Annotated in this window: 9 protein-coding genes, 2 tRNA genes and 2 pseudogenes; 9 read left to right on the plus strand and 4 right to left on the minus strand. The window is 62.1% G+C overall.

The window, feature by feature from the left end:
* Positions 1-1,059: 1,059 nt before the first annotated feature.
* Both CAF70_RS28240 and CAF70_RS28245 read left to right on the plus strand, forming a co-directional pair.
* A pseudogene (locus CAF70_RS28240) lies at positions 1,060-1,272 on the plus strand (methyl-accepting chemotaxis protein); the annotation flags it as partial.
* A 360-nt stretch (positions 1,273-1,632) separates the two neighbouring features.
* Positions 1,633-2,178, plus strand: a pseudogene (locus tag CAF70_RS28245) (methyl-accepting chemotaxis protein); the annotation flags it as partial.
* 187 nt (positions 2,179-2,365) lie between these two features.
* Here the strand turns inward: CAF70_RS28245 and CAF70_RS25200 are convergent.
* The 4 genes from CAF70_RS25200 to CAF70_RS25215 form a co-directional block, all read right to left on the minus strand.
* Positions 2,366-3,931, minus strand: coding sequence for an iron ABC transporter permease (locus CAF70_RS25200; RefSeq protein ID WP_085627320.1), 1,566 nt, complete (start codon positions 3,929-3,931; stop codon positions 2,366-2,368).
* Complete coding sequence (locus CAF70_RS25205) at positions 3,931-4,944, minus strand: extracellular solute-binding protein (protein WP_085627321.1); 1,014 nt, start codon at positions 4,942-4,944, stop codon at positions 3,931-3,933. Before CAF70_RS25205 ends, CAF70_RS25200 begins: the two co-directional genes overlap by 1 nt.
* A gap of 288 nt (positions 4,945-5,232) precedes the next feature.
* Positions 5,233-5,319: transfer RNA gene (locus CAF70_RS25210), tRNA-Leu, on the minus strand.
* Between the two features lie 88 nt (positions 5,320-5,407).
* Positions 5,408-5,494, minus strand: a tRNA-Leu gene (locus tag CAF70_RS25215).
* A gap of 271 nt (positions 5,495-5,765) precedes the next feature.
* On the opposite strand from CAF70_RS25215, the gene rnr reads away from it, so the two are divergent.
* The 7 genes from rnr (at position 5,766) to dnaB (ending at position 12,951) form a co-directional block, all read left to right on the plus strand.
* Positions 5,766-8,342, plus strand: coding sequence for a ribonuclease R (rnr, locus tag CAF70_RS25220; protein ID WP_085627322.1), 2,577 nt, complete (start codon positions 5,766-5,768; stop codon positions 8,340-8,342).
* Positions 8,339-9,085 (plus strand): 23S rRNA (guanosine(2251)-2'-O)-methyltransferase RlmB, encoded by a 747-nt coding sequence (gene rlmB, locus CAF70_RS25225; protein ID WP_060500394.1) that lies wholly within the window; start codon positions 8,339-8,341, stop codon positions 9,083-9,085. The genes rnr and rlmB overlap by 4 nt, the downstream gene beginning before the upstream one ends.
* A gap of 306 nt (positions 9,086-9,391) precedes the next feature.
* Entirely contained in the window at positions 9,392-9,817 is a 426-nt protein-coding gene (rpsF, locus tag CAF70_RS25230) for a 30S ribosomal protein S6 (protein WP_003249557.1), read from the plus strand.
* Positions 9,818-9,845: 28 nt separating this feature from the next.
* Positions 9,846-10,076: a 30S ribosomal protein S18 gene (rpsR, locus tag CAF70_RS25235; protein WP_003249563.1), complete on the plus strand. Its 231-nt coding sequence runs from the start codon at positions 9,846-9,848 to the stop codon at positions 10,074-10,076.
* A 33-nt stretch (positions 10,077-10,109) separates the two neighbouring features.
* A complete protein-coding gene (locus tag CAF70_RS25240; RefSeq protein WP_085627323.1) occupies positions 10,110-10,973 on the plus strand; it encodes a hypothetical protein in 864 nt (287 codons plus the stop codon).
* A 20-nt stretch (positions 10,974-10,993) separates the two neighbouring features.
* Positions 10,994-11,440, plus strand: coding sequence for a 50S ribosomal protein L9 (gene rplI, locus CAF70_RS25245; RefSeq protein ID WP_003249568.1), 447 nt, complete (start codon positions 10,994-10,996; stop codon positions 11,438-11,440).
* 113 nt (positions 11,441-11,553) lie between these two features.
* On the plus strand, positions 11,554-12,951 hold the full coding sequence (gene dnaB / locus CAF70_RS25250; RefSeq protein WP_015271992.1) for a replicative DNA helicase: 1,398 nt from the start codon (positions 11,554-11,556) through the stop codon (positions 12,949-12,951).
* Positions 12,952-12,984 lie beyond the last annotated feature (33 nt).

A 12,984-nucleotide genomic window follows, 5' to 3' on the forward strand; every position in this document is an offset into this window, starting at 1 on the left:
TCCGGGCTTTGCTTCGCAAAGCCCGGAAACTGGGGTATCAACTGGTGGCTGCCTGAGTGCTTAAAAAACAGTGGGTTGCATTTTGTTTGATGAGAGCGGGCAAGCCCGCGAAGAGGCCAGTACAGGAAAACCCATTGCTGAATCTTGGCACTTATCCCTGCTGTCTCCGGCACAACCCTTGCTGTAAGAAGTTTCTGACGATGCCATCAAAGTAGTGGCGCCAGAAAACACGAGGGCTACACCGTGTCTGCCATCCTTTCACTGTTACGAAGCCGCCTTTTGCGGCCTGTGTTTGTTGCCCTTGGTATCGCGCTTTTGGTGCAGGTAGTGGTTGCCGTTGCGCTCACTCGCAGCACGGTTACCGCCCTGGAAGCCGACCTGGGCGAGCGTCTGGGCAATGACAGCCGTCAACTTGCCGGCGAACTGGAGCAGGCTGGGCAGGATGTACGCTCGGGCCTCGACAGCCTCTCCAGCAGCACCCGCCAGCGCCTGAGCGCAGGGCTGTCGGCACGCCTGCAAAGCGAGCAGCAGCAATTGCGCAGTACGCTGGAAAAGAACCTCAAGGACTCCGCCAACGACATGGCCGAGCTGTTGGCTTCGGTCGCCCCGCGGGCGATCTGGGACAACGACGTGCCGGTGCTCTCCGACTTCGCCCGGCGTGCCCAGCGTAACCCCAACGTGTTGTTCGTGGTTTACGACGACGCCCAGGGGCAGCACCTGACGCGCTACCTGAACCGGCAGAACCCGATCAACCAGGCGCTGATGGACAAGGGCCAGGGCGAACGTGCGCTGGACAAGGTGATCGATGCCGCCCGGCGTGACTCGGCGGTGTACTTCGTCGAAGCCTCGATCAACCCCAATGGGGCAGAAATCGGCAAGGTGGTGATGGGGGTTTCCACGGCCGGCATCGACCAGGAACTCAAGGCCCTCGACCAGCGCTTCGCTGCCCTGATCGCCAGCGGCGAACAATTGGTTGGCGACAGCCTGGTGGCTGCCGCTGCCGACAGTGGCAAGACCTTGCGCGAACGCCTGGAGAAGGCGCAAGGCAGTGCTGCCGCGATGCAAGCCAATACCGCGCAGACCGTGCGCGATGCGGCTGGCGAGCTGCGCTGGCGCATCGGCCTGGGTCTGGTGCTGGTCGGCCTCGGCGTGCTGCTGGTGGTGGCGGTGGTGCTGGGTCGCCGGGTATTGAGCAAGCTGCGCCTGCTGATTGCCGCCCTGGATGACCTGGCGGCCGGCGAGGGCGACCTGACCAAGCGCGTGCCGCTGGACAGCCGCGACGAAATTGGCGATATGGCGTCGGCGGTGAACCGTTTCGTCGACAAGCTGCAACCCATTGTGCGCGAGGCGGGCGAGGTGGCGCAGCGTACCGGGGTGGAGATTGGTGCGATGGCCCAGCGCAACGCCGGCGCCGATGCCGCCGCTGCGCTGCAACGCGATGAAGTGGCGGCCAGCTTGCGTGACCTGTCGAGCATGGCCGATGAGGCGCAGGCCGAAAGCCACGCGATGCAGGCGGCGTTGCAGCAAGTAGTGGATATCCGCCAGGCCACCGATGAAAACAGCCGCACCTCGACCCAGTTGGCCGGTTTGATCGAGAACCTGGCTGGGCAGGTAGACGCTGGCTCTCAGGTGATCGAGCGCCTGGCCAAGCAGAGCGAGCAGATCGAAGTGGTGCTGACAGTGATTCACGGTATTGCCGAGCAGACCAACCTGTTGGCCTTGAACGCGGCCATTGAAGCCGCCCGTGCTGGCGAAACCGGGCGGGGGTTTGCCGTGGTGGCCGACGAGGTTCGGGCGCTGGCGAGCAAGACGCAAAGCTCCACGGGTGATATCCAGGCGCATATTGCCGCGTTGCAGAAGGGCGCCAAAGAGGCCGTGGCCACCATCAGCCAGGCAGGGCTAAAGGCCAGCGAGGGGCTTCTGGTGCTGCGTGACAACGAGCGCCGCCAGCAATCGGTGCAGGCAGCGGTGGAGCAGGTGCACGCAGCCATCGGCCTGGCCACCCGGGCGGCCGAGCAGCAGGCGAGCGGGGCGCAGGCGGTGCGTGGGCGGGTGGAAACCATACACGCCCAGGCCGAACGCTCGGCCGAGGTGGTGATGCAGACCACGGCCAGCAGCAAGGTGCTGGATGACCTGGCCGCACAGTTGCGTGCCAGCCTGGGGCAATTCAGAGCTTGACGCGGTCCCTGTAGGAGCGGCCTTGTGTCGCGATGGGCTGCGCAGCAGCCCCGACAATTTCGGCGTTGGTGTCGATATCCTGGGGCTGCTGCGCAGCCCATCGCGACACAAGGCCGCTCCTACAGATGCTGCGCAGGTCTTCAGAGGAGCACGGTACCTGTGGGAGCGGGCAAGCCCGCGAAGAAGGTCATGCCTTGTTCAGATACATCCGCGTAGTCAGCAGATATACGGGCAACCCCGACACCACGATCAACAATGCCGCATAAGGCGCCGCAGCCGCGAACTCGACGTTTGCCGTATGTGCCCACACTTCTGTAGCCAAGGTGGTCATGCCGGTAGGGCTGAGCAGCAAGGTCGCCGTCAGTTCCTTCATCGCATCCAGAAACACCAGCGCAAAAGCCGCCGCCATGGCCGGGAAGATGATCGGCAGGGTCACCCGGCAGAACGCCGCAAAGCTGCTCGCGCCCAGGGTCCGCGCTGCTTCTTCCAGCGTTGGTGACGCCTTGTTCAGCGCAGTGCGCACCGGCGACTGCGCCAGCGGCAGGAACAGCAGCGCATAGGCCAGCAGCAACAGTGCCGTGGTCTGGTAAAGCGCCGGCACGTAATGCAGGGCGAAGAACACCAGGGTCAGGGCAATCACCAGGCCGGGCAGGGCGTGCAGCAGGTACGGCAGGCGTTCGGCCCAGATCGCCAGGCGGCCCTTGTAGCGCACCACCAGGAAGCTGATCGGCAAGGCCAGCAGCACGCAGAAGCCGGCGCCGCCAAGCGAGACCGACAACGAAGTGAACAGCGCTTTGGAGATGGCCGCCACCGGGAACGCCGCTGACGAGCCCACGCTCAGCCAGTAGCCCAACATGGCCAGCGGAATACCGCTGCCCAGCACCGCCAACAGCAGGCAGAAAAGCTGCGCCAATACCGCCCAGCCACGCAGCCGTACCGGTTGCGCGCGCCGTGCCACACCTTGACCGATGCGTACATGGCGAGCCTTGCCGCGTACCCGCAGCTCCAGCCACAGCATCACCAGGCAAAGTGCGAGCAGCACGGCAGACAGCATGGCCGCATTGGCATTGCTGAACTCCAGTTCGAACTGCTGGTAGATCGCTGTGGTGAAGGTCTGCAGGCCGAGAATCGACAGTGCGCCGAACTCCACCAGCATGTGCAGGGCGATCAGCAGCGCGCCGCCGAGCATCGACGGCCACAGCAGCGGCAGGGTGACTTTGCTGAACACGCCCCAGCGGCTGCAACCCAAGGTGCGCGCCGACTCCTCCAGCGAGGTGTCGAGGTTGCGCAGGGTGGCGGCCACAGGCAGGAACACCAGTGGGTACTTGGACAGGGCCATGACCAGGATCGCTCCGCCCAGGCCCTCGAAGTCCGAGCTCAGCGATACCCAGGTGAAACTGCTGACGAAAGACGGTACGGCGAACGGCAGGCACAGCACCACGCCCCACAGCCGACGACCGGCCAGGTTGCTGCGCTCAAGCAGCCAGGCCAGGGCCAGGCCGACTACCATGCAGGTCAGCGTCACCCCGACCATCAGCATCAGGGTGTTGCGCATCAGCCCCCAGACAAAGGGCCGCCACAGCAGGTGCAGAGCCTCCCGCCAGCCGGCTTCCCAGGCTTTGATGGCGACATACAGCAGCGGCAACAAGCTCATCGCCACCAGGAACAGCACAGGCAGCACTACCCAGATGGACGGGCGCTTGCGGCGCGGTACGAAGCGTGCCGGCACCGGCTCGGACAGGGCGGCAGTCATCAGAGCAGGCCGACCTCGCGTTCAAGCTCGATGGCTTCCTCGGCATTGCCCAGGTCAGCCGGCGAGATTTTTGGCGGGCGCAGCTCTTCGAACGGCTTCAGGCCACGGTCAGAAACCATGCCCTTGTGCAGCGGGTACTCGGCGGTGGTCTGGGTGATCACACGCTGGCCTTCTTCGCTGGCCATCCAGTTGAGCAGTGCCTGGGCTTCCTTCGGGTGCTTGCTGGCTTTTACCGCCGCGGCGCCAGAGATGGTCACCAGGTTGCCGGCGTCGCCGTCGGCCAGGTAGTACAGCCTGGAGTCGAGCTTGCCGCGCTCGCGCTCAAGGGCGTACCAGTAGTAGTTGTTCACCAGTACGGCGGCGACTTCGCCTTTTTCCACGGCTTTCAGTGCGACCATGTTGTTGGTGTAGGTCTTGCCGAAAGCTTTCAGGCCGGTCAGCCATTCTTCGGTGGCTTCTCGACCGTGCATTTTCAGGATGGCCACAGCCTGTTCCTGGAAAGCGCCGCTGGTGGGCACGTAACCTACGCGGCCGTCCCATTCAGGGCCGGCGAAATCCATGACCGTGGTCGGCAGGTCTTTTTCGTCGATCTTCTTCGGGTTGTACACCACCACGCGGGTGCGTGCGGTGACGCCCATCCAGGTGCCGTTTGCGCCTACGTATTCCTTGGGCAGCATATTCAGCGTGACGTCGTCGATCTTCGCCAGCAGGCCCAGCTCGCCGAGGTTGTTCAGCGGCGGGGACTCTTCGGTGTAGATGATGTCGGCGGGCGAACGCTCGCCTTCCTCGATGATCTGGCTGGCCAGCTGATTGCTGCTGCCCTTGCGGATATTGATGTGGATACCGGTCTTGGCCTCGTAGGCCTTGGCGATGGCTTCGCCGATTTCCTTGTGCTGACCGTTGTACATTGTCAGGGTGACCGGTGCGTCTGCCATGGCGGCCGGTGCGCCGATGACCAGGCTTAGCACGGCGGCGGCCAAGGTACGCATCAGCGGTTGCGGGCGGATCGTCATGCGGGTACTTCCTCGCTTACGGCTACATATTTGGAAACAATGGTAAACGAAATCGTTTCTCAAGTGGCCGGGTGAGGAGAAATTCATGGGGCAGACCAAGGTGTAAGTCTTGAAGGTGGGGTGGCTGCTCCGGTCCCTTCGCGGGCACGCCCGCTCCCTGTGCTGCACTTGTGGGAGCGGGCGTGCCCGCGAAGAGGCCGGTGCAGGTTTGCACCTATGCCCGGAAGAGGGGTGATACAAAAATCGCAGGCAAGAAAAAACCCACTAGCAAGCTAGTGGGTTTTTGTATGGTGCCCAGGAGAAGACTCGAACTTCCACGACCGTTAAGTCACTGATACCTGAAACCAGCGCGTCTACCAATTCCGCCACCTGGGCAAAGCTTTGCATCATCTGGAGAAGGCGACTATCGTTCGCTTTCACACAGTAGTAACAGATCCTTGGTCATCTGTTACTTGAAAATATTTGGTGCCCAGGAGAAGACTCGAACTTCCACGGCCGTTAAGCCACTGATACCTGAAACCAGCGCGTCTACCAATTCCGCCACCTGGGCACACATTCGAGATTAAAAGATGCTTTACAGCGTCGTTCATCTCTACTACAACTTCGGGGTTGTCCGTCGTTGTGGTGCGCACTATACGGACGGTCCGGGGGGCTGTAAACCCCCTGAGCAAAAAAAAATTCAAAAAATTCAACTTGTTGATTCCGCAGGCCTATTCCTGCCCGCCGGAGGTGCCGGTGGGGCTGTCCAAGGCTGACATTTCCGGTTTCAATACGCCTATGCCAGAATTCCTATCTATATACCCCAAGGTGAACCCCTTCTGATGGCCGATTGGCAATCCCTCGATCCCGAGGCCGCTCGCGAAGCGGAAAAATACGACAACCCCATTCCCAGCCGTGAGCTGATCCTGCAGCGCCTCGCCGACCGTGGCGAACCGGCCGCACGCGAGGAGCTGGCGGCCGAGTTCGGTCTGTACGAGGAAGACCAGATCGAAGCCCTGCGTCGCCGCCTGCGTGCCATGGAGCGCGACGGCCAGCTTATCTATACCCGGCGCGGCACCTATGCCCCGGTAGACAAGCTGGACCTGATCTGTGGTCGCGTCTCCGGTCACCGCGACGGCTTCGGCTTCCTTATTCCGGACGACGGCAGCGAAGACCTGTTCCTCAGCCCGTCGCAGATGCGCCTGGTATTCGACGGTGACCGCGGCCTGGCCCGCGTGTCTGGCGTTGACCGGCGTGGCCGCCGCGAAGGCGTGCTGGTCGAAATCATCTCCCGTGCCCACGAAAGCGTGGTCGGCCGTTACTTCGAAGAAGGCGGTATCGGCTACGTGACCCCGGACAACCCGAAGATCCAGCAAGAAGTGCTGGTCACTGCCGGGCGCAACGGCGGCGCCAAGATCGGCCAGTTCGTCGAGATAAAGATCACCCACTGGCCAACCCCGCGCTTCCAGCCGCAAGGCGACGTTGTCGAAGTCATCGGCAACTACATGGCGCCGGGCATGGAGATCGACGTTGCCCTGCGCAGCTACGATATCCCGCACGTCTGGCCCAAGGACGTGATCAAGGAAGCGCGCAAGTTCCGCTCCGAAGTCGAAGAGAAGGACAAGGAAAAGCGCGTCGACCTGCGCCACCTGCCGTTCGTTACCATCGACGGCGAGGACGCCCGCGACTTCGACGATGCCGTTTATTGCGAGCCGCTGGGCAAGCTGCGCCTGTTCTCCGGTGGCTGGCGCCTTTATGTGGCTATCGCCGACGTGTCCAGCTACGTGCGCCTGGGCTCGGCCCTGGACGTCGAGGCCCAGCAGCGCGGCAACTCGGTGTACTTCCCCGAGCGCGTGGTGCCGATGCTCCCCGAAGAGCTGTCCAACGGCCTGTGCTCGCTGAACCCGCATGTCGATCGCCTGGCCATGGTCTGCGAAATGACCATGAACAAAGCCGGCCAGATGGTCGATTACCAGTTCTACGAAGGCGTCATCCACTCCCACGCCCGCCTGACCTACAACAAGGTCAGCAGCATGCTCGAGCACTCGCGTACCCGTGAGGGCAAGGCGCTGCGCGAGGAGTACAAGGCCGTCGTCCCGGACCTGAAGAACCTGTACAACCTGTACAAGGTGCTGGTGGATGCCCGTCACACCCGTGGCGCCATCGACTTCGAGACCCAGGAAACCCGCATCATCTTCGGTGACGAGCGCAAGATCGCTGAAATTCGCCCGACTGTGCGCAACGATGCTCACAAGCTGATCGAGGAATGCATGCTGGCGGCCAACGTTGCCACCGCCGAGTTCCTGCAGAAGCACGGCGTGCCGGCGCTGTACCGCGTGCACGATGGCCCGCCGCCGGAGCGTCTGGAAAAGCTGCGCGCCTTCCTGGGTGAACTGGGCCTGAGCCTGCACAAGGGCAAGGACCCGTCGCCGAAGGACTACCAGGCCCTGCTGGCAAGCATCGCCGGGCGCCCGGACTTCCACCTGATCCAGACGGTGATGCTGCGCTCGCTGAGCCAGGCCGTGTACAGCACCGAAAACAACGGGCACTTCGGCCTGAACTACGAAGCGTACACCCACTTCACCTCGCCGATCCGCCGTTACCCGGACCTGCTGGTGCACCGCGCCATCCGCAGCATCATCCGCTCCAGGGTGGATACCCCGCACGTCAAGCGTGCCGGCGCCATGAGCATTCCCAAGGCGCGCATCTACCCGTACGACGAGAACACCCTCGAGCAGCTCGGCGAGCAGTGCTCGATGACCGAGCGCCGGGCCGATGAAGCCACCCGTGACGTGGTCAACTGGCTCAAGTGCGAGTTCATGAAGGACCGCGTGGGCGAGACCTTCCCGGGTGTGATCACCGCGGTGACCGGCTTCGGCCTGTTCGTCGAGCTGACCGACATCTATGTAGAAGGCCTGGTGCACGTCAGTGCGCTGCCGGGTGACTACTATCACTTCGATCCGGTGCATCACCGCCTCTCCGGTGAGCGTACCGGGCGCAGCTTCCGCCTGGGCGACACCATCGAAGTCAAGGTCATGCGTGTTGACCTCGACGAGCGCAAGATCGACTTCGAAGTGTCGGAGAAAACCCTCGCTGCGCCGATCGGCCGCAAGCAGCGTGGCGCTGCGCCAGCAACCGAGCAGCCCGCGCAGGCACCGGTCGAGGCCAAGGCTACGCCGAAACCACGCAGCCGCAAGAGCGAAACCGCTGAGGCATACTTCCCGAAAGATGCCGTGCAGCGTAACGCCGAAGTGCGCAAGAGCCGCGAAATGAAGAAGGCGCTGATGAGCGAGGCGCGCACTGGCGGCCATGCCAGCAGCAAGTCGGACAAGGGCGGCAAGTCATCCGGCAAGCCGACCAAGCACCGTAAAGGCCCGCCGAAGTCCGGTGCGCCACGCAAGAGCAAGAGCAAGTCATGAGTCAGCTGGAAAAGATCTACGGTGTGCACGCCGTACAGGCATTGCTGCAGCACCATCCGAAGCGGGTCAAGCAGATCTGGCTGTCGGAAGGGCGCAGCGAGCCACGCCTCGAAACCTTGCTGGCGCTGGCCGCGGAGAACCGTGTGCCGGTCGGCCAGGCCGAGCGTCGTGAGCTGGATGCCTGGGTAGAGGGTGTGCATCAGGGCGTGGTTGCCGAGGTGAGCCCCAGCCAGGTGTGGGGCGAGTTGATGCTCGAGGAGCTGCTTGAGCGCACGGAAACGCCGCCGCTGATCCTGGTGCTGGACGGTGTCACCGACCCGCACAACCTCGGTGCCTGCCTGCGTACCGCCGATGCGGCGGGTGCTACGGCAGTAATCGTACCCAAGGACAAATCGGCAACCCTTACCCCGGTTGTGCGCAAGGTGGCTTGCGGCGCCGCCGAAGTGATTCCGTTGGTGGCCGTGACCAACCTGGCGCGTACGCTGGAGAAATTGCAGCAGCGTGGTCTGTGGGTGGTCGGCACAGCCGGTGAAGCCGAGCAGGAGATCTACCAGCAGGACCTGACCGGGCCGCTGGTAATGATCATGGGCGCGGAAGGCAAGGGCATGCGCCGGCTGACCCGCGAACATTGCGATTTCCTGGTGAAGTTGCCGATGGGCGGTAGTGTCAGCAGCCTGAACGTGTCGGTGGCGACTGGCGTGTGTCTGTTCGAGGCTGTGCGCCAGCGTCAGGCCAAGCGCTGATCTATAAGCTGCGCCGGCCTCTTCGCGGGCGCGCCCGCTCCCACAGGTAATCTGCAATGCCAAAGGCAGCAGTTGACCTGTGGGAGCGGGCGTGCCCGCGAATGGGGCCTGACACATTCTGAATTTTTTCAGGCTGTTCAAATATTCGCCAATCACCTTGCTTGTACGCCCCGCCTTCTCTACAATTGCGCCCCTTGCCGAGCTGGCAGGCGCACATGTGCCTCCCCTCCGTGCAAGACATACAGTGTCATTCACTCCTTGTCTGACCAGATTCACTGGCAGACTACTAACCCGTAAGGAGCATTCATGCGTCATTACGAAATCATCTTCCTGGTTCACCCGGACCAGAGCGAACAAGTCGGCGGCATGGTTGAGCGTTACACCAAGCTGATCGAAGAAGATGGTGGCAAGATCCACCGCCTGGAAGACTGGGGCCGTCGTCAACTGGCCTACGCAATCAACAATGTTCACAAGGCTCACTACGTGATGCTGAACGTTGAGTGCACCGGCAAGGCCCTGGCCGAGCTGGAAGACAACTTCCGCTACAACGATGCCGTTATCCGTAACCTGGTCATCCGTCGTGACGAAGCCGTTACCGGCCAGTCCGAGATGCTGAAGGCTGAAGAGAACCGCAGCGAGCGCCGTGAGCGTCGCGAGCGTCCTGAGCATGCTGACTCCGCCGAAGGCGACGACAGCAATGACAGCGACTCCAGCGATAACGCTGACGAGTAATCCACGGACCTTTAGAGGAGCCTATTAAATGGCACGTTTCTTCCGTCGTCGTAAATTCTGCCGCTTCACTGCTGAAGACGTGAAAGAGATCGACTTCAAAGATCTCAACACCCTGAAAGCTTACGTATCCGAAACCGGCAAGATCGTTCCAAGCCGTATCACCGGTACCAAAGCTCGTTATCAGCGTCAGCTGGCTACCGCTATCAAGCGCGCCCGCTTCCTGGCCCTGCTGCCCTACACCGACAGCCACGGCCGCTGAGACCGGGTCGTCGACAAGCAGTAAGGGATTAGCATGCGAGCGTTAGCAAGTTTCATCATGCGCGGTCGTGTGCAGGCCACCCTCGTGGTGGTCATCAGCGCGGTACTGCCGCTGCTGTTCTGGTTGAGTGCCGCTGCCGGCAGCCTTGTGCTGCTGCGGCGTGGGTTCAAGGATGCTACAACGGTCATCGCCGGCGGCTTGCTGGCCGGGCTGGCCGTGTGGGTCATGGGCGATCCCATCACCTTTCTGGTGATTGCGGGTGCCCTGGCCCTGGCCGCCATGTTGCGTGCCGAGCATCCCTGGAGCCGGGTGTTGCTCGCCAGTGCCGTGTTCGCCGTGGCGTTTAGCCTCGTGCTTGATCTGGCGCTGGCGCAAACCTTCGATGTGCTGGCCAAGGCGTTTGCCGAAGCCATGCCGAAAATCGAAGGGCAGCCGGTGCTCTCCGGTGAGCTGATCCGCCCTGTGCTGGTCGCTTCCACAGCAGTGACGGTGCAATTGTTCAGTGTGCTGGCGTTGATGCTGGCGCGCTATTGGCAGGCAGCGTTGTACAACCCTGGAGGTTTCGGTCGCGAGTTTCGCGAACTGAAGTTGCCGAAACAGACCATGGCGGTCTTGGTGGCAGTGATGGTGGTGGCCCCGTTCATCGGGTCGCAGTTCATCGTCCTGGCATCGGCCTCGAGCCTGGTACTGGTGCTGGCCGGCATCGCCTTGATGCACGGGCTGGTGGCACAGGGTCGACTGGCCGGTTTCTGGCTGGTGGGTATGTACGTGACGCTGCCGCTGATCATGCAGCTGATTTATCCGTTGCTGATGGTTCTGGCCATTGTCGACAGCCTGATTGATTTTCGCGGTCGCAAGTCCCCCAAGGGGAATGACTCCGCGAACGGTGAAGGTTAAAAGTTAAGAGGTTTTACCAAATGGAACTGATCCTGCTGGAAAAAGTCGCTAACCTGGGCAACCTGGGCGACAAAGTAAAAGTTAAGGCTGGTTACGGCCGTAACTTCCTGCTGCCATTCGGCAAGGCCACCGTTGCCAATGCCGCCAACCTGGCCGCGTTCGAAGAGCGTCGCGCCGAGCTGGAAAAAGCAGCTGCTGACAAGAAAGCTTCGGCTGAAAGCCGCGCTGCCCAACTGGCCGAGCTGGAAGTGACCATCACTGCCACCGCTGGCGACGAAGGCAAGCTGTTCGGTTCGATCGGCACCCACGACATCGCTGACGCCCTGACCGCCTCCGGCGTTGAAGTGGCCAAGGCTGAAGTTCGTCTGCCGAACGGCACCATCCGTCAGGTTGGCGAATACGACGTAGCCGTGCACCTGCACAGCGACGTTGAAGCCACCGTACGTGTGGTCGTCGTAGCTGCCTAAGCTGCGCTGACTGGCTGGCTCCTTGTGGGTCAGGCGGTTAACATCGGGCACGGTCCTGTTTTCGACAGGCCGTGCCCTTTGTCTTTTTCATCCTCCAGAATTCTTTCGTGGCCATGAACGAGATCACCACCTCCGAACAGCTTGACCTGCAAACCGCAGCCCTGAAGGTGCCGCCGCATTCCATCGAGGCCGAACAGGCCGTGCTCGGTGGCCTGATGCTGGACAACAACGCCTGGGAGCGGGTGCTGGACCAGGTATCGGACGGCGACTTCTACCGGCATGACCACCGCCTGATCTTCCGAGCCGTGCACAAGTTGGCCGACGCCAACCAGCCATTCGACGTGGTGACCCTGCACGAGCAGCTGGACAAGGAAGGCCTTTCTTCGCAAGTTGGTGGGCTGGCGTACCTGGCCGAGCTGGCCAAGAACACCCCGTCGGTAGCCAACATCAAGGCCTACGCCGCGATCATTCGCGAACGCGCCACGTTGCGTCAGCTGATCAGCATCAGTACCGATATCGCTGACAACGCGTTCAACCCGCAAGGGCGCAACGCCGAAGAAATCCTCGACGACGCCGAACGGCAGATCTTCCAGATCGCCGAGGCGCGGCCGAAAACCGGTGGCCCGGTGGGGGTCAACGAACTGTTGACCATGGCCATCGACCGCATCGATACGCTGTTCAACTCCGACAGCGACATCACCGGTGTATCCACCGGCTTTACCGACCTCGACGAGAAGACCAGCGGCCTGCAGCCAGCCGACCTGATCATCGTCGCCGGCCGACCCTCGATGGGTAAGACCACCTTCGCCATGAACCTGGTGGAAAATGCCGTACTGCGTACCGACAAAGCGGTACTGGTGTTCTCCCTCGAGATGCCAGGTGAATCGCTGATCATGCGTATGCTGTCGTCCCTGGGCCGTATCGATCAGACCAAGGTGCGTTCCGGCCAGCTGGACGATGATGACTGGCCACGCCTGACCTCCGCAGTGAACCTGCTCAACGACCGCAAGCTGTTCATCGACGATACCGCCGGCATCAGCCCCTCGGAGATGCGTGCGCGCACCCGGCGCCTGGCTCGCGAGCACGGCGAAATCGCCATGATCATGGTCGACTACCTGCAGCTGATGCAGATCCCGGGTTCGGCCGGTGACAACCGGACCAACGAAATTTCCGAGATCTCCCGCTCGCTCAAAGCCCTGGCCAAGGAATTCAACTGCCCGGTCATCGCCCTGTCGCAGCTGAACCGCTCGCTGGAACAGCGGCCTAACAAACGCCCGGTGAACTCCGACTTGCGTGAATCCGGTGCGATCGAGCAGGACGCCGACGTGATCATGTTCGTGTACCGCGACGAGGTGTACCACCCCGAGACCGAGCACAAGGGCGTGGCGGAAATCATCATCGGTAAGCAGCGTAACGGCCCCATCGGCTTCGTGCGCCTGGCGTTTATTGGTAAGTACACCCGCTTCGAGAACCTTGCGCCGGGTATGTACAACTTTGACGATGACGAATAAAACCTGTTTACCTGCAGCTGCGCATGACTCACT

The organism is Pseudomonas sp. B19(2017) (assembly GCF_002113165.1).
GTDB lineage: Bacteria > Pseudomonadota > Gammaproteobacteria > Pseudomonadales > Pseudomonadaceae > Aquipseudomonas.